The sequence below is a fragment of the Leclercia adecarboxylata genome, assembly GCF_023639785.1.
GTDB classification, from domain to species: domain Bacteria; phylum Pseudomonadota; class Gammaproteobacteria; order Enterobacterales; family Enterobacteriaceae; genus Enterobacter; species Enterobacter adecarboxylatus_D.
On the sequence record NZ_CP098325.1, the window covers coordinates 4,131,753 to 4,154,161 of the forward strand.

23 protein-coding genes are annotated in these 22,409 nt (G+C 55.4%); 14 read left to right on the forward strand and 9 right to left on the reverse strand.

Annotated features, from left to right (window positions below):
• Genes mlaC through mlaF form a run of 4 tightly spaced genes read right to left on the reverse strand, consistent with a single transcriptional unit; the run spans window position 1 to window position 2,807 of the window.
• Window positions 1-636, reverse strand: a complete 636-nt coding sequence (mlaC, locus tag NB069_RS19485) for a phospholipid-binding protein MlaC (RefSeq protein WP_250586253.1) — start codon at window positions 634-636, stop codon at window positions 1-3.
• Window positions 637-639: 3 nt separating this feature from the next.
• Entirely contained in the window at window positions 640-1,200 is a 561-nt protein-coding gene (gene mlaD / locus NB069_RS19490) for an outer membrane lipid asymmetry maintenance protein MlaD (RefSeq protein ID WP_106994830.1), read from the reverse strand.
• 4 nt (window positions 1,201-1,204) lie between these two features.
• Window positions 1,205-1,987: a lipid asymmetry maintenance ABC transporter permease subunit MlaE gene (gene mlaE / locus NB069_RS19495; RefSeq protein WP_103824932.1), complete on the reverse strand. Its 783-nt coding sequence runs from the start codon at window positions 1,985-1,987 to the stop codon at window positions 1,205-1,207.
• Window positions 1,988-1,994: 7 nt separating this feature from the next.
• On the reverse strand, window positions 1,995-2,807 hold the full coding sequence (gene mlaF, locus NB069_RS19500; protein ID WP_250586255.1) for a phospholipid ABC transporter ATP-binding protein MlaF: 813 nt from the start codon (window positions 2,805-2,807) through the stop codon (window positions 1,995-1,997).
• 229 nt (window positions 2,808-3,036) lie between these two features.
• Here mlaF and NB069_RS19505 point away from each other — a divergent pair, with 229 nt between their 5' ends.
• The 11 genes from NB069_RS19505 to npr all read left to right on the forward strand — a co-directional run bounded on the left by NB069_RS19505 (window position 3,037) and on the right by npr (window position 10,956).
• Window positions 3,037-4,014, forward strand: coding sequence for a calcium/sodium antiporter (locus tag NB069_RS19505; protein WP_250586257.1), 978 nt, complete (start codon window positions 3,037-3,039; stop codon window positions 4,012-4,014).
• A gap of 13 nt (window positions 4,015-4,027) precedes the next feature.
• Entirely contained in the window at window positions 4,028-5,014 is a 987-nt protein-coding gene (gene kdsD, locus NB069_RS19510) for an arabinose-5-phosphate isomerase KdsD (RefSeq protein ID WP_250586259.1), read from the forward strand.
• A 14-nt stretch (window positions 5,015-5,028) separates the two neighbouring features.
• Entirely contained in the window at window positions 5,029-5,595 is a 567-nt protein-coding gene (gene kdsC / locus NB069_RS19515) for a 3-deoxy-manno-octulosonate-8-phosphatase KdsC (protein WP_250589546.1), read from the forward strand.
• Entirely contained in the window at window positions 5,592-6,167 is a 576-nt protein-coding gene (lptC, locus tag NB069_RS19520; protein ID WP_250586261.1) for an LPS export ABC transporter periplasmic protein LptC, read from the forward strand. Before kdsC ends, lptC begins: the two co-directional genes overlap by 4 nt.
• Window positions 6,136-6,690 carry a lipopolysaccharide ABC transporter substrate-binding protein LptA gene (gene lptA, locus NB069_RS19525; protein WP_250586263.1) on the forward strand — a complete coding sequence of 185 codons (555 nt, stop codon included), beginning with the start codon at window positions 6,136-6,138 and terminating at the stop codon, window positions 6,688-6,690. The genes lptC and lptA overlap by 32 nt, the downstream gene beginning before the upstream one ends.
• 6 nt (window positions 6,691-6,696) lie before the next feature.
• Window positions 6,697-7,422: an LPS export ABC transporter ATP-binding protein gene (lptB, locus tag NB069_RS19530; protein WP_250586265.1), complete on the forward strand. Its 726-nt coding sequence runs from the start codon at window positions 6,697-6,699 to the stop codon at window positions 7,420-7,422.
• Window positions 7,423-7,469: 47 nt separating this feature from the next.
• Window positions 7,470-8,903 (forward strand): RNA polymerase factor sigma-54, encoded by a 1,434-nt coding sequence (rpoN, locus tag NB069_RS19535; protein WP_250586267.1) that lies wholly within the window; start codon window positions 7,470-7,472, stop codon window positions 8,901-8,903.
• A 22-nt stretch (window positions 8,904-8,925) separates the two neighbouring features.
• On the forward strand, window positions 8,926-9,213 hold the full coding sequence (gene hpf / locus NB069_RS19540) for a ribosome hibernation promoting factor (protein WP_039031626.1): 288 nt from the start codon (window positions 8,926-8,928) through the stop codon (window positions 9,211-9,213).
• An 82-nt stretch (window positions 9,214-9,295) separates the two neighbouring features.
• Window positions 9,296-9,787, forward strand: a complete 492-nt coding sequence (gene ptsN, locus NB069_RS19545; RefSeq protein ID WP_032614485.1) for a PTS IIA-like nitrogen regulatory protein PtsN — start codon at window positions 9,296-9,298, stop codon at window positions 9,785-9,787.
• Between the two features lie 45 nt (window positions 9,788-9,832).
• Window positions 9,833-10,687, forward strand: a complete 855-nt coding sequence (gene rapZ / locus NB069_RS19550) for an RNase adapter RapZ (protein ID WP_250586269.1) — start codon at window positions 9,833-9,835, stop codon at window positions 10,685-10,687.
• Window positions 10,684-10,956 (forward strand): PTS phosphocarrier protein NPr, encoded by a 273-nt coding sequence (gene npr, locus NB069_RS19555; RefSeq protein WP_032614489.1) that lies wholly within the window; start codon window positions 10,684-10,686, stop codon window positions 10,954-10,956. Before rapZ ends, npr begins: the two co-directional genes overlap by 4 nt.
• Here npr and mtgA read toward each other — a convergent pair.
• From mtgA to lptF, 5 genes are all read right to left on the reverse strand, one after another.
• Window positions 10,953-11,678: a monofunctional biosynthetic peptidoglycan transglycosylase gene (mtgA, locus tag NB069_RS19560; protein WP_250586271.1), complete on the reverse strand. Its 726-nt coding sequence runs from the start codon at window positions 11,676-11,678 to the stop codon at window positions 10,953-10,955. The genes npr and mtgA overlap by 4 nt on opposite strands.
• Complete coding sequence (gene elbB, locus NB069_RS19565; RefSeq protein ID WP_250589547.1) at window positions 11,675-12,328, reverse strand: isoprenoid biosynthesis glyoxalase ElbB; 654 nt, start codon at window positions 12,326-12,328, stop codon at window positions 11,675-11,677. Before elbB ends, mtgA begins: the two co-directional genes overlap by 4 nt.
• Window positions 12,329-12,561: 233 nt before the next feature.
• Window positions 12,562-14,895: an aerobic respiration two-component sensor histidine kinase ArcB gene (gene arcB / locus NB069_RS19570; RefSeq protein ID WP_250586273.1), complete on the reverse strand. Its 2,334-nt coding sequence runs from the start codon at window positions 14,893-14,895 to the stop codon at window positions 12,562-12,564.
• A gap of 134 nt (window positions 14,896-15,029) precedes the next feature.
• Entirely contained in the window at window positions 15,030-16,112 is a 1,083-nt protein-coding gene (gene lptG, locus NB069_RS19575; RefSeq protein WP_250586274.1) for an LPS export ABC transporter permease LptG, read from the reverse strand.
• Complete coding sequence (gene lptF / locus NB069_RS19580; RefSeq protein WP_250586276.1) at window positions 16,112-17,212, reverse strand: LPS export ABC transporter permease LptF; 1,101 nt, start codon at window positions 17,210-17,212, stop codon at window positions 16,112-16,114. The genes lptG and lptF overlap by 1 nt, the downstream gene beginning before the upstream one ends.
• A 266-nt stretch (window positions 17,213-17,478) precedes the next feature.
• Between lptF and pepA the strand changes: the two genes are divergently transcribed.
• The 3 genes from pepA (at window position 17,479) to NB069_RS19595 (ending at window position 22,409) form a co-directional block, all read left to right on the forward strand.
• Window positions 17,479-18,990 (forward strand): leucyl aminopeptidase, encoded by a 1,512-nt coding sequence (gene pepA, locus NB069_RS19585; protein WP_250586278.1) that lies wholly within the window; start codon window positions 17,479-17,481, stop codon window positions 18,988-18,990.
• A gap of 120 nt (window positions 18,991-19,110) precedes the next feature.
• Window positions 19,111-19,554: a DNA polymerase III subunit chi gene (gene holC / locus NB069_RS19590; RefSeq protein WP_250586280.1), complete on the forward strand. Its 444-nt coding sequence runs from the start codon at window positions 19,111-19,113 to the stop codon at window positions 19,552-19,554.
• Entirely contained in the window at window positions 19,554-22,409 is a 2,856-nt protein-coding gene (locus NB069_RS19595) for a valine--tRNA ligase (RefSeq protein ID WP_250586282.1), read from the forward strand. Before holC ends, NB069_RS19595 begins: the two co-directional genes overlap by 1 nt.

The window sequence follows — 22,409 nt, forward strand, 5'->3', positions numbered from 1 at the left end:
TTACTTGTTCCCTTCCAGGGTAATTTTCTGACGTGAGATACTGTTCAGCTGCGCAGTCAGACCATCAATACCTTTAGTACGCAACAGATCGCTCCATTCGTTCTGCTTGGTGGTAATCATGCTGACGCCTTCTGCAATCATGTCGTAAGCCTGCCAGTTACCGGTCTGGGTGTTCTTACGCCACTGGAAATCCAGACGCACTGGCGGGCGACCGTTCGGATCGACGATGGTCACGCGGATAGGCAGGATGGTGGCGGAACCTAACGGCTGTTCTGGTGCAATCTGATACGTCTGGCCGTGGTACATCGCCAGAGCCTGACCGTAGGCCTGCTTCAGATATTCACGGAACGCAGTGAAATAGGCTTCACGCTGCGCTGGTGTCGCGTCTTTGTAGTAACGGCCCAGCACCAGAGCACCGGCATATTTCACCTGTACATACGGCAGCAGCTCCTGATCAACCACATCACGCAGGTAATCGGGGTTGGAGCGGATCTTCGGCTGCTCGTTTTTGAGGCGATCGAAGGTTTTCTTTGCTGCCTCATTCATCTGTTGATAAGGATTGCTCTGATCGGCTGCGTTAGCTGCAGTCAGAGGGGCAATCATCAGCATGGCAACCATTAACAGTCGTTTAATCATGAATTACTTCTCCTGAGATGAATTCGTCGTGCCAACAGGCGGCGTAATGTCACTCTGCGCAGGGGTTTGCGCAGCCTGATTCTCGTCACCCCCTTTACTGTTACTGTTGTAAAGGAACTGACCAATCATATCTTCCAGCACCATGGCTGATTTCGTATCCTGAATTACACCACCGTCTTTCAGGATAGTCGTTCCCAGCTCAGGATCTTCAAAACCGATGTTCAGGGCCAGATATTGTTCACCTAACAGGCCGGATGTACGGATAGAAAGGGAGCTGGTGTCCGGGATGTGGTTGTAGCGCTCTTCAATATCCAGCGCGACGCGCGGCAGATAGGTTTTCTCATCCAGCGTGATATCGGCAACGCGTCCGACTACCACCCCACCAATACGCACCGGTGAGCGGCTTTTCAGGCCACCGATGTTATCGAAAGTGGCATAAATGCGGTATGTCGGCTCGGTACGTATGGTCGTCACATCGGCCACTTTAAAGCTTAAAAACAGCGCTGCCAGCAGTGCCAGCAACACAAATACGCCTACCCAAATTTCTACTTTTTTCGTTTGCATGAACTCATTTCCCAAACATCAGTGCGGTGAGCACAAAATCCAGAGCCAGTATGGCCAGCGACGAGTGAACAACGGTGCGTGTGGTTGCACGGCTGATACCGGCAGACGTCGGGATCGCATCGTAACCATTGAACAGCGCAATCCAGGTAATCGTCACGGCAAATACCGCACTTTTAATCAGGCAGTTAACCAGATCCAGACGCCAGTCAACGGCGCCTTGCATTGCTGACCAGAAGAAACCGGCATCGATCCCTTTCCACTGAACGCCCACCATCGAGCCGCCCCAGATCCCGACAGCCACAAACAGGATAGTCAGCAACGGCAGCGAAATCATACCCGCCCAGAAGCGCGGAGAAATAACCCGGCGCAGCGGATCCACGGCCATCATCTCCATACTGGAGAGCTGCTCGGTGGCCCGCATCAGGCCGATTTCCGCCGTCAGCGCAGAACCAGCGCGCCCTGCGAACAACAGCGCAGCGACCACCGGCCCCAACTCACGAAGAAGGGAGAGCGCCACCAGCATACCGAGGCTGGTTTCCGCGCTGTAGGTGGTGAGAACCAGATACCCCTGCAGCCCCAGCACCATCCCGATGAACACCCCGGAAACAATGATAATGAGCATCGACAGCACGCCGACATTATACAGCTGGCGTACCAGCAAAGGGGCATGTTTACGGAATTCCGGTTTCCCGACCAGCGCATTGAATAACATCAACCCGGCACGCCCGAACGTCCTGATGGTTTTTATGCCACGGTGTCCGAGAGCGGCCAACGCATTTAACAGCATGAGTGGCTTAACTCCCTATTCCCAATAAATCTTTATGATAATCACCCGCCGGATAACGGAACGGCACGGGGCCATCTGCAATGCCGTCAAGGAACTGACGGACGCGTGCATCGCTGTTGGTCTGCAATGACTGGGCGCTACCGTGCGCCACAATTTTCTTGTCCGCTACGATATAGGCGTAGTCGGCAATGCTCAGCACCTCGGGTACGTCGTGAGAGACCACAATACAGGTTACACCCAGCGCGCTGTTCAGCTCAGAAATCAGTTTTACCAGCACCCCCATCGTGATGGGATCCTGCCCGACGAACGGCTCGTCAAACATAATTAAATCGGGTTCCAGCGCAATGGCACGCGCCAGGGCGGCACGGCGGGCCATACCGCCAGAGAGTTCGGAAGGCATCAGTTTCGCCGCGCCCCGCAGACCAACGGCTTCAAGCTTCATCATGACGGTGCTTTTTAACAGCTCCGGCGGCAGGTGCGTATGCTCACGCAGCGGGTAGGCGACATTATCGAAGACGTTCATGTCAGTAAATAGCGCCCCGGACTGAAACAGCATGCTCATGCGTTTACGTACGGTATACAGGCGCGAGCGTGACATCGCCGGGATGTTTTCGCCATCAAAGAGTATTTCGCCCTCGGATGGCGGGATCTGACCACCAATCAGGCGCAATAATGTCGTTTTACCAATGCCGGAGGGGCCCATGATGGCGGTGATTTTACCGCGCGGCACGGTGAGAGAGATGTTGTCAAAAATGACCCGGCTGCTGCGCGTGAAGCTGACGCCACGGACATCGACTAAATTCGCCTCATTCAGGCTCATGTACATTTCCTTTCTGTTGCCGGTTCAGGATCGGCTTGATGCCTGATTTCGCTGCAAACCCAACATTTTTACAGAATATTACCTCTGGGGGTAAGCGAAAGCTGGCATTTGTTTTACTTTTACAGCGCATAAAGTCAAAATTAGGAATTCGTTACGCCCACAGACAGTATGCAGCGGCAGAGATTTTTTCTCGGTGGACCGGCGAGTATACCTGAAGAAAGGACTTTTGATGCTTCTTGCAACGGCACTGTTAATAATTGGTTTACTTTTGGTGGTCTACAGTGCCGACCGTCTGGTGTTCTCCGCATCAATCCTCTGTCGTTTATTGGGTATTCCCCCGCTAATTATTGGGATGACGGTGGTCAGCGTCGGCACCTCCCTGCCCGAGATCATCGTCTCTGTTGCCGCCTCGATGCACGATCAGGTCGATCTTGCCGTAGGAACGGCCATTGGCTCCAATATCGTCAACATTTTGCTCATCCTGGGCCTTGCTGCGCTACTGCATTCATTTCGCGTGCATTCTGATGTTCTGCGGCGTGAATTACCGCTAATGTTAATTGTCAGCCTGCTGGCGGGTTACGTGTTATATGACGGGCAGTTAACTCTCAGCGACGGCATCTTCCTGCTGGCGCTGGCGATCGTCTGGCTGGTCTATATCGTCAAGCTTGCCCGGGCCGCAGAAAAACAGGGCTGCGACACGTTAACCCAGGAACAGGTGGCAGAGCTACCGCGTGAGGGAAACTTACCTGTCGCGCTGCTTTGGCTGGGTGTGGCGTTAATCATTATGCCCATGGCGACGCAGATGATTGTCGATAACGCCACGGTGCTGGCCAACTATTTCGCCATGAGCGAATTGACTATCGGCCTGACGGTGATTGCCATTGGTACCAGCCTGCCCGAACTTGCCACGGCTATCGCCGGGGCGCGTAAAGGTGAAGATGACATCGCGATTGGTAACATCATCGGTGCCAATATTTTCAACATTGCTATTGTGCTGGGCCTGCCTGCCCTGATCGCCCCTGGCGCGTTCAATCCGCTCGCGTTCAGCCGTGACTACGGGGTGATGGTGGTCGTCAGCGCAATATTCGCCCTGCTCTGCTGGCGGCGAAAAAGGCAGATTGGTCAGGGTGCTGGCGCGCTGCTGACGGTGGGATTTGTCGTATGGATGGCGATGCTGTACTGGCTCTCGCCGCTTCTCTCTGGGTAAACGGAAACGCATTATGTCGCAAATAGAATTGCAGCCGGGTTTTGACTTTCAGAAAGCAGGAAAACAGGTTCTGGAGATTGAACGTGAAGGTCTGGCGCAGTTAGATCAATATATCAATCAGGATTTTAGCCTGGCGTGTGAGAAACTTTTCCACTGCACCGGCAAAGTCGTGGTGATGGGGATGGGCAAATCCGGCCACATTGGCCGTAAAATGGCCGCCACCTTCGCCAGTACCGGTACGACTGCGTTTTTCGTCCATCCCGGCGAAGCGGCGCATGGCGACCTGGGTATGGTTTCATCGCAGGATATCGTTATTGCGTTATCCAACTCCGGTGAATCGAATGAGATCCTGGCGCTGATCCCGGTGCTGAAGCGTCTGCAGGTTCCGCTCATCTGCATCACCAGCCGTCCGGAAAGCAGCATGGCGCGCGCCGCGGATATCCATCTTTGCGTCAAGGTGCCAAAAGAAGCCTGTCCTCTGGGGCTGGCACCCACCTCCAGCACCACTGCCGCACTGGTGATGGGTGATGCACTGGCCGTCGCCCTGCTTGAAGCGCGCGGCTTTACCGCTGAAGATTTCGCCCTCTCCCACCCGGGCGGTGCGCTGGGACGTAAATTGCTGCTGCGCGTGAATGACATCATGCATACTGGCGATGAAATTCCACACGTCAGTAAAGACGCCTCCCTGCGCGATGCGTTGCTGGAAATTACCCGTAAAAATTTGGGCATGACCGTCATCTGTAATGACCAGTGGAAGATTGACGGGATCTTCACCGACGGGGATTTGCGTCGCGTATTTGATATGGGTGTCGATGTCCGCAAGTTGGGTATCGCCGATGTCATGACCACAGGCGGTATTCGGGTGCGTTCCGGCACGCTTGCCGTCGAGGTCCTGAACCTGATGCAGTCCCGCCATATCACCTCCGTTATGGTTGCCGATGGCGACCAGTTGCTGGGTGTGGTACATATGCATGATCTTCTGCGCGCAGGCGTAGTGTAATGAAGGATAAGACAATGATGAATGCGGGTGCATCCCTTGCAACCTGTTATGGCCCGGTAAGTGCGCAAATGATGTCGCAGGCTGAAAAGATTCGCCTGCTGATCCTGGATGTGGATGGCGTACTGTCTGATGGCCTGATTTATATGGGCAACAACGGCGAAGAGCTGAAAGCGTTCAACGTGCGTGATGGCTACGGTATTCGCTGTGCCCTGACTTCTGGCATAGAAGTTGCCATCATTACCGGACGTAAGGCTAAACTGGTAGAAGATCGGTGCGAAACGCTGGGCATTACGCATCTCTATCAGGGGCAATCAGATAAGATGGTCGCTTTCAGGGACTTACTTGGTAAACTTGCCATCGATCCGGAAAACGTCGCCTATGTCGGAGACGATCTTATTGACTGGCCAGTGATGGCAGAAGTGGGACTCAGCATCGCCGTGGCCGATGCCCATCCGCTTTTGATCCCGCGCGCTGACTATGTCACCCGTATTAACGGTGGCCGTGGCGCAGTACGAGAAGTCTGCGACCTGTTGCTGCTGGCGCAAGGTAAGCTTGATGAGGCCAAAGGGCAATCGATATGAGTAAAACCAGACGTTGGGTTATTATTCTGCTAACGCTTGTCGCACTGGTACTGATTGGCGTGAATCTCGCTGACCGGGACGACGAACAAGCGCCGACGGTCAACACGAACGATCCGACATATAAAAGCGATCACAGCGATACCGTCGTTTACAGCCCCGAAGGGGCGCTGAACTATCGCCTTATCGCTCAGCACGTTGAGTATTTTTCCGAACAGGGCGTTTCATGGTTTACCCAACCGGTGATGACCACGTTTGATACCGATAAAATTCCAACATGGTCGATTAAATCAGACCGGGCAAAACTGACGAATGACCGTATGCTTTATCTGTATGGTCACGTTGAAGTGAACGCGCTGACCGCCGATTCGCAGCTGCGCAAAATCACAACCGATAACGCACAGATAAACCTTGTGACGCAGGACGTAACCTCGCAGGATCTGGTTACGTTATACGGCACAACATTTAATTCCAGCGGTCTGAGAATGCGCGGGAACTTACGCAGCAAGAACGCAGAGCTGATTGAAAAGGTTAGAACCTCCTATGAAATTCCAAGCAAACAAACTCAGCCTTAATGGTGTAATAGCCGGCGCGCTGCTGGCCCTTAGCCTGCCTGCGCTTGCTGTGACGGGTGATACCGAGCAGCCGATCCATATCGAATCTGATACGCAATCACTCGATATGCAGGGCAACGTCGTGACCTTTACCGGCAATGTGGTTGTGACTCAGGGCACCATCAAAATCAACGCGGATAAAGTCGTGGTGACGCGTCCGGGCGGCGAAGACGGGAAAGAGATTATCGATGGCTACGGCAATCCGGCCACCTTCTACCAGATGCAGGATAACGGCAAGCCGGTTAAAGGCCACGCCTCCCAGATGCACTATGAGCTGGCGAAAGATTTTGTAGTCCTGACCGGTAATGCGTTCCTGGAGCAGCTCGACAGCAACATTAAGGGCGACAAGATCACCTACCTGGTCAAAGAGCAAAAAATGCAGGCCTTCAGCGAAAAAGGCAAACGCGTGACCACCGTACTGGTTCCATCGCAGCTGCAGGACAAAAATAGCACTCAGGCCCCGGCACAGAAAAAGAGTAACTAATTCGTTATGGCAACATTAACTGCAAAGAATCTCGCCAAAGCCTATAAGGGCCGCCGCGTAGTGGAAGATGTCAGTTTGACCGTTAACTCCGGCGAGATTGTCGGTTTGTTGGGTCCTAACGGTGCGGGTAAAACCACCACATTTTACATGGTCGTGGGCATTGTCCCGCGCGATGCGGGTAACATCATTATTGATGATGAAGATATCAGCCTGCTGCCTCTGCACGCCCGTGCCCGCCGCGGCATCGGCTATCTGCCGCAGGAAGCCTCGATTTTTCGCCGTCTGAGCGTTTTCGACAACCTGATGGCTGTGCTGCAGATCCGCGATGATTTGACCTCTGAGCAGCGTCAGGATCGCGCCAACGAGCTGATGGAAGAGTTCCATATCGAACACCTGCGCGACAGCCTGGGTCAGGCCCTTTCCGGTGGTGAACGTCGCCGCGTGGAAATTGCCCGTGCGCTGGCCGCGAATCCAAAATTTATCCTGCTTGATGAACCTTTTGCGGGCGTTGACCCTATTTCGGTCATTGATATCAAACGTATTATTGAGCATCTGCGCGACAGTGGCCTTGGGGTTCTCATCACTGACCACAACGTCCGTGAGACGCTGGCGGTGTGTGAGCGTGCCTATATCGTCAGCCAGGGCCATCTTATCGCCCATGGTACCCCGCAGCAGATCCTCGAAGACGAGCATGTTAAGCGCGTGTATCTTGGGGAAGACTTCAGACTCTGATAGGGTAGAAGTTAAGTCTCGCCTAAACGGAGAAAAATGCTCTGAACATGAAGCAAGGTTTGCAATTAAGGCTCAGCCAACAGCTGGCAATGACGCCGCAGTTACAACAGGCCATTCGCCTGTTGCAGCTGTCGACGCTGGAACTTCAGCAGGAGCTCCAGCAAGCGCTGGACAGTAACCCCCTGCTTGAGCAAACCGATCTTCACGATGAGGTAGAAACTCAGCAAACCCAGGATAACGAAACCCTCGACACGGTTGATGCGTTAGAGCAGAAAGAGATGCCTGACGAGCTACCGCTCGATGCCAGCTGGGATGAGATCTACACCGCCGGAACGCCATCCGGCACGCGGGCTGACTATCAGGATGACGAGTTACCGGTGTATCAGGGTGAAACCACCCAGTCGCTGCAGGATTACCTGATGTGGCAGGTGGAGCTGACGCCGTTTTCCGATACCGATCGCGCCATCGCCACCTCCATTGTGGATGCCGTCGATGAGACCGGCTATTTGACCGTGTCGCTGGACGACATCCTGGAGAGCATCGGCGATGATGAGATTGAGCCTGAAGAGGTCGAAGCGGTTCTGAAGCGCGTTCAGCGTTTCGACCCGATCGGCGTCGCGGCGCGCGATTTACGCGACTGCCTGCTTATACAGCTTTCGCAGTTTGTGAAAGAGACTCCGTGGCTGGAAGAGGCCCGGCTTATCATCAGCGAACATCTGGATCTGCTGGCCAACCACGACTTCCGTACGTTGATGCGTGTGACGCGACTGAAAGAAGAGGTCCTGAAAGAAGCGGTCAATCTGATTCAGTCGCTGGATCCGCGCCCGGGCCAGTCCATCCAGACCAGTGAGCCTGAGTACGTCATTCCTGATGTGCTGGTGCGCAAGCATAACGGTCTGTGGACCGTGGAGCTGAATTCCGACAGCATTCCACGCCTGCAAATCAATCAGCAATACGCCTCAATGTGCACCAGTTCCCGCAACGACTCGGATAACCAGTTTATCCGCAGCAATCTGCAGGAAGCGCGCTGGTTGATCAAAAGCCTTGAGAGCCGCAATGATACACTGCTGCGCGTCAGCCGCTGCATCGTCGAGCAGCAGCAGGCGTTTTTTGAGCAGGGTGAAGAGTTCATGAAGCCGATGGTGCTGGCCGATATCGCCCAGGCCGTCGAGATGCACGAGTCGACAATTTCTCGCGTGACGACGCAGAAGTATCTGCACAGCCCGCGCGGTATTTTTGAGCTTAAATATTTTTTCTCCAGCCATGTCAACACCGAAGGCGGCGGCGAAGCCTCGTCGACGGCGATCAGGGCGCTGGTGAAAAAATTAATCGCCGCGGAAAACCCCGCGAAACCGCTGAGCGACAGTAAGTTAACCACCATGCTGTCCGAACAAGGTATCATGGTGGCACGCCGCACTGTTGCGAAGTATCGAGAGTCTTTATCCATTCCGCCGTCAAACCAGCGTAAACAACTGGTCTGACACAACCGATAAGGAAGACACTATGCAGCTCAACATCACTGGACATAACGTCGAGATCACTGAGGCCCTGCGCGATTTTGTGAATACTAAATTCGCCAAGCTCGAGCAGTATTTCGAGAGGATCAATCAGGTCTACGTTGTGTTAAAAGTGGAAAAAGTGACTCATATCTCGGATGCCACCCTGCACGTTAATGGGGGCGAAATCCATGCCAGTGCGGAAGGGCAGGACATGTACGCGGCTATCGACGGCTTGATCGACAAGCTGGCACGACAGCTAAACAAACATAAAGATAAACTGAAACAACACTAATTGTCCGGGCAGTTAACGGGTGCAGGATGGCCTGTTGTGAAACACAACGGGCCCTTTGTACAGTTAGCGCTTAGGTGAAATTATGATGAATAACGATTCCACTCTACAACTGAGCAGTGTCCTTAATCAGGAATGTACCCGCAGTGCCGTTCACTGCCAGAGCAAAAAACGTGCGCTGGAGATCATCAGTGAACTGGCCGCAAAACAGCTGAGCCTGCCGCCACAAGTGGTCTTTGAAGCGATCCTGACCCGCGAAAAGATGGGCAGTACCGGCATCGGCAACGGCATCGCCATTCCCCATGGCAAACTGGAAGAGGATACTCTGCGTGCTGTAGGGGTGTTTGTTCAACTGGAAACACCTATCGCCTTTGATGCCATTGATAACCAGCCTGTCGATCTGCTGTTTGCCCTGCTGGTGCCAGCCGATCAGACTAAAACGCATCTGCATACGCTCTCGCTGGTGGCTAAACGTCTGGCGGATAAAACCATCTGTCGCCGTTTGCGTGCGGCGCAGAGCGACGAAGAGCTCTATCAAATTATTACGGAAACGGAAGGCAGTCAGGATGATGCGTAATCGGGTGATGGCTTTGACATCTGCAGTCCTGAGGAGAAACGGTACATGGTGCTGATGATCGTCAGCGGGCGTTCGGGATCCGGGAAATCGGTCGCCCTGCGTGCGCTGGAAGATATGGGCTTTTACTGCGTGGATAACCTGCCGGTGGTGCTGCTGCCCGAGCTGGCGCGTTCGCTGGCGGATCGGCAGATTTCTGCCGCGGTCAGCATCGATGTGCGTAACATGCCTGAATCACCGGAGATCTTTGAGCAGGCGATGAGCAGCTTGCCGGAAGCATTTTCACCTCAGCTTCTGTTCCTCGACGCCGATCGTAACACGCTGATCCGTCGCTACAGCGATACCCGTCGTCTGCATCCGCTCTCGAGTAAAAACCTTTCGCTGGAAAGCGCTATCGACCAGGAGAGCGATCTGCTGGAGCCGCTGCGTTCCCGCGCCGATCTCATCGTCGATACCTCAGAAATGTCCGTCCATGAACTGGCGGAGATGCTGCGTACCCGCCTGCTGGGCAAACGCGAGCGCGAGCTGACGATGGTCTTTGAATCCTTCGGCTTTAAGCACGGCATTCCAATCGATGCAGACTACGTGTTCGACGTGCGCTTCTTACCGAACCCGCACTGGGATCCGAAGCTGCGTCCGATGACCGGCCTCGATAAGCCCGTCGCCGCGTTCCTTGACAGACATACGGAAGTGCATAACTTTATCTATCAGACGCGCAGCTACCTTGAACTTTGGTTGCCGATGCTGGAGACAAACAATCGCAGCTACTTAACGGTGGCGATTGGCTGTACCGGGGGCAAACACCGTTCGGTCTATATTGCTGAGCAACTGGCTGACTATTTCCGCTCACGCGGTAAAAACGTGCAGTCCCGTCATCGTACGCTGGAAAAACGTAAAACATGACCGTAAAGCAGACCGTTGAAATCACCAATAAGCTGGGCATGCACGCACGCCCGGCGATGAAGTTATTTGAACTGATGCAGGGGTTTGACGCGGAAGTTCTGCTGCGTAATGACGAAGGCACCGAAGCCGAAGCCAACAGCGTGATTGCTCTGCTGATGCTGGATTCGGCGAAGGGCCGACAGATCGAAATCGAAGCTACCGGCCCACAGGAAGTTGAGGCGCTGGCAGCGGTGATTGCGCTGTTCAACGCCGGATTTGATGAAGATTAATGCAGCTTATGGGCCTGCATAAAGCCTTCGCCACCCAACTGGCGCATCTGGCGCAGGATCCACGCCTGACGGCTGCGTACATAGCCTGATGGCGCGCTGGCCTTAAAGCGTATCGGATTCGGTAATACGGCCGCCAGCAGCGCCGCCTCTGCTGCCGTCAGACGGCTGGCTGGTTTGTTGAAATAGCGCTGCGACGCGGCTTCAACCCCAAACACCCCCTCGCCAAACTCCGCGATATTCAGATAGACCGTCAGGATCCGTTTTTTACTCCACACCGTTTCGATACCCAGCGTCAGCCCGGCTTCAAAGCCCTTTCTCATCCAGCTGCGCCCATCCCATAAAAACAGGTTTTTCGCCGTCTGCTGTGAAAGCGTGGATGCCCCGCGGATGCGGCTCTCGTTGCGTTCGTTATGCGCCAGCGCCTTCTCTATCGCCCCGACGTCGAATCCCCAGTGTTCCGGGAATTTTTGATCTTCGGCGGCGATAACGGCCAGCCCCATCCAGGGGGAGATCTCATCCATACTCACCCAGTCAGAATGGGCGACATAGCTGAAATCGCCGCCCAGCCAGTGACTTAACTGACGTTCTACCATTACCGCTGAAAACGGCACCGGCAGGAAGCTGAACAGGGCAATACCCCCGCCCCAGAAGACCGCCATGACCAGCAGAATGCGAATGACGATCCGTCTTAACCAGCCAGCTTTGGGACGTCTGAACCTCATTCAGCGAGCACCAGCACGCGCGTGACCAGCTTCTCGATACCCGTCGCGGCTTCCGCGATTGTTTGCGCCAGCATGTAAGCGGGCGTGGTAACGATCCTGTTCTCCTCGTCGACCACGATATCGTCCACCGGACAAGGGATATGCTCACCGCCCATATCCTCAATGGCCTCGGCGGTATCGATATCTGTCCCGATGGTCAGGCGTAGCGGTATATCAAAAATGGCAGGCAGCATCGCGGGAGCGATACAGATAAAGCCCAGCGGCTTGCCTGCCTCATGCAGCTGTAGCGCCAGCGCTTTTAAATCACTGTCTACCCGGCAGGCATTTCCCTGAAGGGCAAAATCACTCAGATTCTTTGCCGCACCAAAACCGCCAGGCACGATCAGCGCATCCAGTTCTGCGGCCTGTGCCTCGCTGAGGGGACGAACCTCTCCACGCGCGATCCGCGCTGCCTCAACGAGTACGTTACGGCTTTCGGTCATCGCTTCGCCGGTCAGGTGGTTGATCACGTCTGACTGAGCTTTGTCCGGTGCAAAACAGACCGCCTCGGCGCCGTTACGCGCCAGAGCCAGCAGCGTCAAAACGGCTTCATGGATTTCAGAACCATCGTAAACACCGCAGCCGCTCAGTACTACACCCACCTTTTTCATCATGCGATCCCTCTCGAAAAATGTTAAATGTGAATTAAAAATTCTGATTAAAACGGTGTGCTTCACACATTTAACTGATTCATGTAACAAAGTATTTAAGATTTGCTATCTTAACTGCGTGCGGCCTAAATTTTCCGGCTACGCCATTCACTATAAAAACATATGACTCTTCAGGCGCAGCCAAGATTTCCCTGGTGTTGGCGCAGTATTCGCGCACCCCGGTTTAGCCGGGGTCATTTTTTTCTGCTCTCCACCCAGGCTTTCAGCACGGCCACATCGTTCTGCCACTCCTGTTTCATCTCTTCAACCCATTCACCAACATTGTCTTCCCACGCTGGTAAATCCGGGGACTGAATCTGTTGACCGAGCTGTTGCAGATGACGCAAGCCCACGGATCCGGCCGCACCTTTGATCTTATGGCCTTCTTCCACGATGCCTTTCTGATCCCGCGCCGTCAGGTTCGACTCCAGCACGTTCAAATAGCCCGGCATCATCTTCTCGAAGATCGCCAGACCGTCGGTGATCAACTTCGGACCAACCAGATCGATGTACTGCTCAAGCATGTCGATATCCAGCAAAGACGTTGCTTTCTCTGTATCTACCGTCGTCATGGTGCTCTCCTCTTCGTCACAGGTGTCCCAGAACTTCTTGATCATGGCGGTTAAGGCAGGTACCGCCAGCGGTTTGCTCAGTACGTCGTCCATACCGGCATCGAGATACTCTTTTTTGTCTTTCAGCACGTTAGCGGTGAGCGCCACCAGCGGCGGCAGTTCATCGCTGGCATAACGGCTCGTCAGCTCTCGCGAGATATCCAGCCCGGTCATGTCCGGCAGCTGAATGTCCAGCAGCACCAGGTCGTACTCGCCCGGCGTGAACATCTCCAGCGCGGCTTTACCGGTCATGGCAACGTCGACGCTGCTGCCAAGTTTCTCCAGCACCGAGCGCGCCACAATCACGTTCAACTCGATATCTTCCACCAGCAGCACGTGCAGAGCGGGCAACGGCATATCGTCGCGGGCAAAGGTATCTTCAACCTCTTCCGCCACGGCCGGGGCACGTACGCTCAGTTTAAACACGGAGCCATGGCCCGGGTTGCTGGACACCGTAATGTCGCCCCCCATGCTCTTCGCCAGCCGGCGCGATACCGCCAGGCCAATGCCGGTGCCGGTGGCAGGCTTGCCCCCCTGGCTGTCTTTAACCTGATAATACATGGCGAAGATTTTGTCCTGCTCCTCCTGGGGAATACCGATCCCGGAATCTTCCACCTCGAAATGCAGCATTTCGCCCTCGCCGTAGCGCACGCGAACCGCCACCTGACCGTTCTGGGTAAATTTGACCGCGTTACTGATCAGGTTCCACAGGATCTGACGCAGGCGCGTGCCGTCGGTGATCACCTTATGCGGCAGCGGCAAGGTCGGCTCCAGCACAAAGCGTAGCCCTTTCTGCTGCGCCTGCAGGCCGGAAAGGTTCTCCAGATCGGCGAGGAAGCTGGTGAAGTCCACCGGCTGGTTATCCAGCTGGACTTTACGTCGCTCCATCTTATCCATATCAATAATATCGTTGAAGATATTGCCGAGCGTCACCGCTGAAACATGGATGGTTTTAAGATATTTCTCCTGCTCGCTGGTCAGCTCGGTGTCGAGCAGAATGCGGCTTAACCCTACGATGCCGTTAAGCGGCGTACGCAGCTCATGGCTGATGGTGGAGATAAAGGTGGTTTTATCCCGGCTGGCGCGCTCCAGCGCATCCTGATAGCGCTTACGCTCGGTGATATCACGCCCAAAGCCCATCAGCCCGTGGCGCTTTCCGACGCGGTCGTAGTACGGCACTTTACGGATTTCGAAGCAGGCTTTACGCCCGTCCGGGTAGTCAAGCCACTGTTCATAGGTCAGAGAGACGTTATGGCGAAACACCTTCTCATCGGTTTCGATAACTTTGGCCGCCGCTTCGGGGGAGTAGACGTCCTGCGGGCGCAGGCTGACCAGCTGTTTTTCACTTTTGCCGGTCAGGAGCTCCATCGCCCGGTTACAGCCGGAGAACTCTTTGTCTTCATTGCGATAGAAGACCAGATCCGGCGAGGCATCAAGGAAAGAACGCAGGAACGAGGATTGCTGCTCGAGCTGGATTTGCGTCTGTTCGCGCTCTTTCATCTCAATTTTAAGCTGTTCCAGCGTGGTCTGGCGCTCGGCCTCGGCTTTTACACGATCTGAGATCTCCTGGTTCAGCTGGGCAATGTTATCTTTAAGCTGCACGTTGAGCTTAAGATCGCGCTCACGCATCTCCTCCAGCTTTTCCACTACCCGGGTCAGCCGCTGACGGGACTCCTCAAGTTGCTCAACCACCACCGAGAGGAAATAGACCGCCCATGGCGTAATAAGCAGGCCAAAGAAGATGGAACGAATAAGGTCGATGCTTTCTACCTGGCCGTGCAGCACCATGGTAATGGCCATCTGTACCACAATCGCCAGCACCACCAGCGCCAGCGCCAGCAGCAGGGAGAAGCGCACCAGGCCAAGCTTCATCATCAGATCGACATAGTATTGCGCCAGTAACCGAATTTGCTTCATAGGGGATCTCTTCACGACGTCATCGCACAATAATACTCAAATTCCAGGCAAGACGTTGAAGGTTGTGCAAAAAAGTGAGGGGTAAAACAGGCGATGCGCCTCACTTCCCGGGCGGGGAAGCGAGGCGAGAGAGGTCAGGAGCGCTTCAGCAGCAGCCAGAGGCTGATCAGGAAGAAAGAGGCGCTCGGCAGCAGGGCACCGATCACTGGCGGTATGCCATACACCAGAGTCAGCGGACCGAAAATCTGATCCAGTACGTAGAAGACAAAGCCGAAGCTGATACCCGTCACGACCCGCACGCCCATAGGAACGCTACGCAGTGGGCCGAAGATGAACGACAGGGCCATCAGCATCATTACCGCCACCGAGAGCGGCTGGAAGACCTTGCTCCACATGTTGAGCTGATAACGCCCTGCGTCCTGGCCACTCGACTTCAGGTACTTCACGTAGTTGTGCAGACCGCTGATAGAGAGCGCATCCGGATCCAGCGCCACCACGCCGAGCTTGTCAGGGGTCAGGTTGGTTTTCCAGGTGCCGGAGACGGTTTGCGAACCGGCGATCTGTTTTGGATCCTGCAGGTTTGACTCATCGACCTGCGACAGACGCCAGACCTTTTTATCGGCATCAAAGGTTGCCGTGGCGGCGTAACGCACCGCCTGCAGACGACGCTGGTCGTTAAAGCTGTAGATGCTCACGCCGCCAAGAGAGTTGTCGCCCGTGACGCGTTCGATATAGACAAAGTTATTCCCGTCTTTCGCCCACAGCCCCTGCTGGGTGGAGAGCAGCGAGCCGCCGTACATCTGCTGCGCGCGGTAGTTACGCGCCATCTGCTCGCCCTGCGGCGCAACCCACTCCCCCATCGCCATGGTCAACAGCACCAGCGGGATCGCGGTTTTCATGACGGACAGCGCCACCTGCATGCGGGTAAAGCCGGAGGCCTGCATCACCACCAGCTCGCTGCGCTGCGCCAGCATCCCCAGCCCGAGCAGCGCGCCTAACAGCGCCGCCATCGGGAAGAAGATCTGTACATCTTTTGGAATGCTGAGCAGGGTGTACATGCCCGCGCCCATTGCGTCGTAGCTCCCCTGCCCGGCCTTTTTCAGCTGGTCGACAAACTTAATGATGCCGGAGAGCGACACCAGCATGAACAACGTCATCATGATGGTGGTAAAAATGGTTTTACCGATATAGCGGTCAAGAACGCCAAACGCCTGCATTACACCGCTCCTTTACGCATAAACCGGGCCCGCACACGGCGCATCGGCACGGTGTCCCACATGTTGAGGGCAACGGCCAACAGCAGGTAGAGTCCGTTAATCACCCAGGTCCAGATCATCGGGTCAATTTTCCCTTTACCGCCGTTCGATTTAATCGAGGTTTGCAGCAGGAAGAACACCAGATAAAGCAGCATCGCCGGGAGCATGGAGAGCACGCGGCCCTGACGTGGGTTCACCACGCTGAGGGGCACCACCATCAACGCCATCATAAAGACGGTGAATACCAGCGTGATGCGCCAGTGCAGCTCCGCACGGGCACGATTGGTATCGGTGTTGATGAGGGTACGCATGTCCATCTGCTCGGTATCAGTCGGATCAAGCGCAACCGCCTGATGACCAATAATCGCCTGATAGTTCTGGAAATCGGTGATGCGGAAATCACGCAGCATCGCCGTACCTTCAAAGCGGGTGCCTTTATTGAGGGTAACAATCTGCGAGCCGTCTTTACCCTGCGCAAGCTGACCGGAATCGGCCACCACAACCGACGGCCGGGCATTGCCCTTAGGGCGGATTTGCGCGAGGAACACATCGTTAAAGCGGCTGCCATCCACGCTTTCGATAAACAGCACGGAGTTACCGTCAGTGGCCTGCTGGAACTGCCCCTGCGCCAGTGCGGCCATGCCGGGGTTGGCTTTCGCTTCGGCCAGCACTTCATCCTGATGACGAGAAGAGACGGGCCCGGCCCACATGACGTTCACGGCGGCCACTATGCCGGTAAACAGCGCCAGGATCATGGCGGCTTTAACCAGCACCGCTTTGCTCAGACCGCAGGCGTGCATAACGGTGATTTCGCTTTCGGTATAGAGTTTACCGAGCGTCATCAGCAGTCCAAGGAAAAGGCTTAACGGCAGGATAAGCTGCGCCATTTCAGGCACGCCCAGCCCTAACAGGGAAAGCACCAGATTTGTGGGAATTTCGCCATCAACAGCCGCGCCGAGGATCCTCACCAGTTTCTGACAGAAAAAGATCAGAAGCAGGATGAAGAGTATCGCCAGCTGGCTTTTAAGCGTCTCCCGCACCAGATATCTTATGATTATCACATTAAATACGCCCGTAAAAACCCGTCTCTTTGCAGGAAAATCGCTTGTTTCATGGCTTAAACGTCATTTATTCTCTTGAGTCGTCGAAATCATCGCTAAGATTAGAACACCCGACGGATTCGCGCTTCAGGAGTTATTATGACGTGCCGAAACCGTAATAACGTAAGATTAACACGAAGTCACCGCAACAGCGGGTACGAGTTACGAAAGGTTTCAATTCTATCCGTAGCTGCCGCTGTTGTCTTTAAGATTCAGGAGCGTAGTTCATGGAGTTCAGTGTAAAAAGCGGTAGCCCGGAGAAACAGCGGAGTGCCTGCATCGTTGTCGGCGTGTTTGAACCCCGCAGACTCTCTCCGATCGCCGAACAACTCGATAAAATCAGTGACGGCTACATCAGCGCCCTGCTGCGCCGCGGCGAGCTGGAAGGCAAGCCGGGTCAGACGTTGCTGCTGCATCATGTACCTAACGTCCTCTCCGAGCGCATCCTGCTGATTGGCTGTGGCAAAGAGCGCGAGCTGGACGAGCGCCAGTACAAACAGGTTATTCAGAAAACGATTAATACGCTGAATGATACTGGCTCAATGGAGGCCGTGTGCTTCCTGACCGAACTGCACGTAAAAGGCCGCAACACCTACTGGAAAGTACGCCAGGCGGTAGAGACAGCCAAAGAGACCCTTTACAGCTTCGATCAGCTGAAAACCACCAAAAGCGAGCCGCGTCGCCCGCTGCGTAAAATGGTCTTTAACGTCCCGACCCGTCGTGAGCTGACCAGCGGCGAACGCGCTATTCAGCATGGTCTGGCTATTGCCGCCGGTATCAAGGCCGCGAAAGATCTGGGTAACATGCCGCCAAACATCTGTAATGCAGGCTACCTTGCGTCACAGGCGCGCCAGCTGGCTGACTCTTACAGCAAAAACGTCGTTACCCGCGTGATTGGCGAACAGCAGATGAAAGAGCTGGGGATGCACTCCTACCTGGCCGTCGGGAACGGTTCACAAAACGAATCCCTGATGTCGGTCATTGAGTACAAAGGCAACCCGGCCGAAGACGCCCGTCCGATTGTGCTGGTGGGTAAAGGTCTGACCTTCGACTCCGGCGGTATCTCTATCAAGCCTGCCGAAGGCATGGACGAGATGAAGTACGACATGTGCGGCGCGGCAGCGGTTTACGGCGTGATGCGCATGGTGGCCGAACTGCAGCTGCCGATCAACGTCATTGGCGTGCTGGCGGGCTGTGAAAACATGCCGGGTGGCCGCGCCTATCGTCCGGGCGATGTCCTCACCACCATGTCAGGCCAGACCGTTGAAGTGCTGAACACCGACGCCGAAGGCCGTCTGGTGCTGTGCGACGTGCTGACCTATGTTGAGCGCTTCGATCCGGAGGCCGTCATCGACGTGGCCACGCTGACCGGCGCCTGCGTGATTGCCCTTGGCCATCACATCACCGGCCTGATGTCGAACCACAACCCGCTGGCGCACGAGCTGATTGGCGCGTCCGAACAGGCGGGTGACCGCGCATGGCGTCTGCCAATGGCCGATGAATTCCAGGAGCAGCTGGAGTCTAACTTCGCGGATATGGCTAATATCGGTGGGCGTCCGGGTGGGGCTATCACCGCGGGTTGCTTCCTGGCCCGCTTTACCCGCAAGTACAACTGGGCTCACCTGGATATCGCGGGCACCGCATGGCGCTCCGGTAAAGCCAAAGGCGCAACCGGCCGTCCTGTTGCCATGCTGTCGCAGTTCCTGCTGAATCGCGCCGGTTTTAACGGCGAAGAGTGATGGTAAATGCCGGGTGGCGGCTTCGCCTTACCCGGCCTACAAACGGCAGTAAACCGTAGGCCCGGTAAGCGTAGCGCCACCGGGCTTAAGCATTTAAAGTCACCACAAGAAACCCCATATATGAAAAACGCAACGTTCTATCTTCTGGATAATGACACCCAACAGGATGGCTTAAGCGCCGTTGAACAACTGGTGTGTGAAATTGCCGCAGAACGTTGGCGCGCGGGTCTTCGCGTGCTGATTGCCTGCGAAGATGAGCAGCAGGCCATCCGTCTGGATGAAGCGCTGTGGGCTCGACCGGCGGAAAGTTTTGTTCCGCATAATCTGGCGGGAGAAGGGCCGCGCGGCGGTGCCCCGGTGGAGATCGCCTGGCCGCAAAAGCGTAACAGCAGCCCGCGCGATATTCTGATTAGCCTGCGTACCGGCTTTGCAGATTTTGCCACCGCTTTCACAGAAGTGGTAGACTTTGTCCCTCACGAAGACTCCCTGAAACAACTGGCGCGCGAACGCTATAAAGCGTACCGCCTGGCTGGTTTTAACCTGAATACGGCAACCTGGAAATAATGGAAAAGACATACAACCCACGCGATATCGAACAGCCGCTTTACGAGCACTGGGAACAGCAGGGCTATTTCAAGCCTAACGGCGATGAAAGCAAAGAGTCCTTCTGCATCATGATCCCGCCGCCGAACGTCACCGGCAGTTTGCATATGGGACATGCCTTCCAGCAGACCATCATGGATACCATGATCCGTTACCAGCGCATGCAGGGCAAAAACACCCTGTGGCAGGCCGGTACTGACCACGCGGGTATCGCTACCCAGATGGTGGTTGAACGTAAGATTGCCGCTGAAGAAGGTAAAACCCGTCACGACTACGGCCGCGACGCCTTTATCGACAAAATCTGGCAGTGGAAAGCAGAATCTGGCGGCACCATTACCCGTCAGATGCGCCGTCTTGGCAACTCCGTGGACTGGGAGCGCGAGCGCTTCACCATGGACGAAGGTCTTTCCAACGCCGTTAAAGAAGTCTTCGTCCGCCTGTATAAAGAAGACCTGATTTACCGTGGCAAGCGCCTGGTAAACTGGGATCCGAAACTGCGTACCGCCATCTCAGACCTGGAAGTGGAAAACCGCGAGTCTAAAGGCTCCATGTGGCACATCCGCTATCCGCTGGCCGACGGCGCGAAAACCGCAGAGGGTAAAGATTACCTGGTTGTCGCCACCACCCGTCCGGAAACCCTGCTGGGTGATACCGGCGTGGCCGTTAACCCGGAAGATCCACGTTATAAAGATCTGATTGGCAAATTTGTGGTGCTGCCGCTGGTGAACCGCCGCATTCCGATTGTGGGGGACGAACACGCCGACATGGAAAAAGGCACCGGCTGCGTGAAGATCACCCCGGCACACGACTTTAACGACTACGAAGTGGGTCGTCGCCACGCCCTGCCAATGATTAACATTCTGACCTTTGACGGCGATATCCGTGAAAGCGCTGAAGTCTACGACACCAAAGGCGAAGAGTCTGACGTTTACTCAAGCGATATCCCGGCGGAGTTCCAGAAGCTGGAGCGTTTTGCCGCGCGTAAAGCGGTAGTCGCCGCTGTCGACGCCCTGGGCCTGCTGGACGAAATCAAACCGCACGACCTGACGGTTCCTTATGGCGACCGTGGCGGCGTGGTGATCGAGCCGATGCTGACCGACCAGTGGTACGTCCGCGCCGACGTGCTGGCGAAGCCTGCGGTTGAAGCGGTAGAGAACGGCAGCATCCAGTTCGTACCGAAGCAGTACGAAAACATGTACTTCTCCTGGATGCGCGATATTCAGGACTGGTGTATCTCCCGTCAGCTGTGGTGGGGTCACCGTATCCCGGCATGGTATGACAACGAAGGCAACGTCTACGTTGGCCGTACGGAAGACGAAGTGCGCCAGGAAAACAGCCTGAGCGCAGATATCGCGCTGCGTCAGGACGAAGACGTGCTGGACACCTGGTTCTCCTCCGCGCTGTGGACCTTCTCCACCCTCGGCTGGCCAGAAAACACCGACGCGCTGCGTCAGTTCCACCCAACCAGCGTGATGGTGTCCGGCTTCGACATTATCTTCTTCTGGATCGCCCGCATGATCATGATGACCATGCACTTCATCAAAGATGAAAACGGCAAGCCGCAGGTTCCGTTCCATACCGTCTACATGACCGGTCTGATTCGTGACGACGAAGGCCAGAAGATGTCCAAATCCAAGGGTAACGTGATTGACCCACTGGACATGGTTGACGGTATCTCCCTGGAAGATCTGCTGGAGAAACGTACCGGCAACATGATGCAGCCGCAGTTGGCTGAGAAGATCCGCAAGCGCACCGAGAAGCAGTTCCCGGACGGCATCGAGCCGCACGGCACCGACGCCCTGCGTTTCACCCTGGCAGCACTGGCCTCAACCGGTCGTGACATCAACTGGGACATGAAACGTCTGGAAGGTTACCGCAACTTCTGTAACAAGCTGTGGAACGCCAGCCGCTTTGTGCTGATGAATACCGAAGACCAGGATTGCGGCTTTAACGGCGGCGAAATGACTCTGTCCCTGGCAGACCGCTGGATCCTGGCTGAATTCAACCAGACCACCAAAGCGTTCCGCGAGGCGCTGGATAACTATCGCTTCGATATCGCGGCAGGCATCCTGTATGAATTCACCTGGAACCAGTTCTGCGACTGGTATCTGGAGCTGACCAAGCCGGTCATGAACGGCGGTACTGAAGCGGAACTGCGCGGCACGCGTAATACCCTGATCACCGTTCTGGAAGGTCTGCTGCGCCTGGCGCACCCGATCATCCCGTTCATCACCGAAACCATCTGGCAGCGCGTGAAGGTCATCGCGGGCATCAACGCCGACACCATCATGCTGCAGCCATTCCCGGCATTCGACGCCGCACAGATTGACGAAGCCGCTGCATCCGATACCGAATGGCTGAAGCAGGCGATCGTTGCCGTGCGTAACATCCGTGCCGAAATGAACATCGCCCCGGGCAAACCGCTGGCGCTGTTGCTGCGCGGCTGCAGCGAAGCGGCACAGCGTCGCGTGAGCGAGAACAGCACCTTCCTGCAGACTATGGCGCGTCTGGAGAGCATCACCGTGCTGCCAGCTGATGATAAAGGTCCGGTCTCCGTAACCAAGATCATCGACGGTGCCGAGCTGCTGATCCCGATGGCTGGCCTGATCGACAAAGATGCTGAGCTGGCGCGTCTGGCGAAAGAAGTGGCTAAAGTTGAGGATGAGATTGGCCGCATCGAAAACAAACTGTCCAACGAAGGCTTCGTTGCCCGTGCGCCGGAAGCGGTGATCGCCAAAGAGCGTGAAAAGCTGAACGGTTACGCGGAAGCGAAAGCGAAGCTGATTGAGCAGCAGGCCATTATCAGTGCGCTGTAA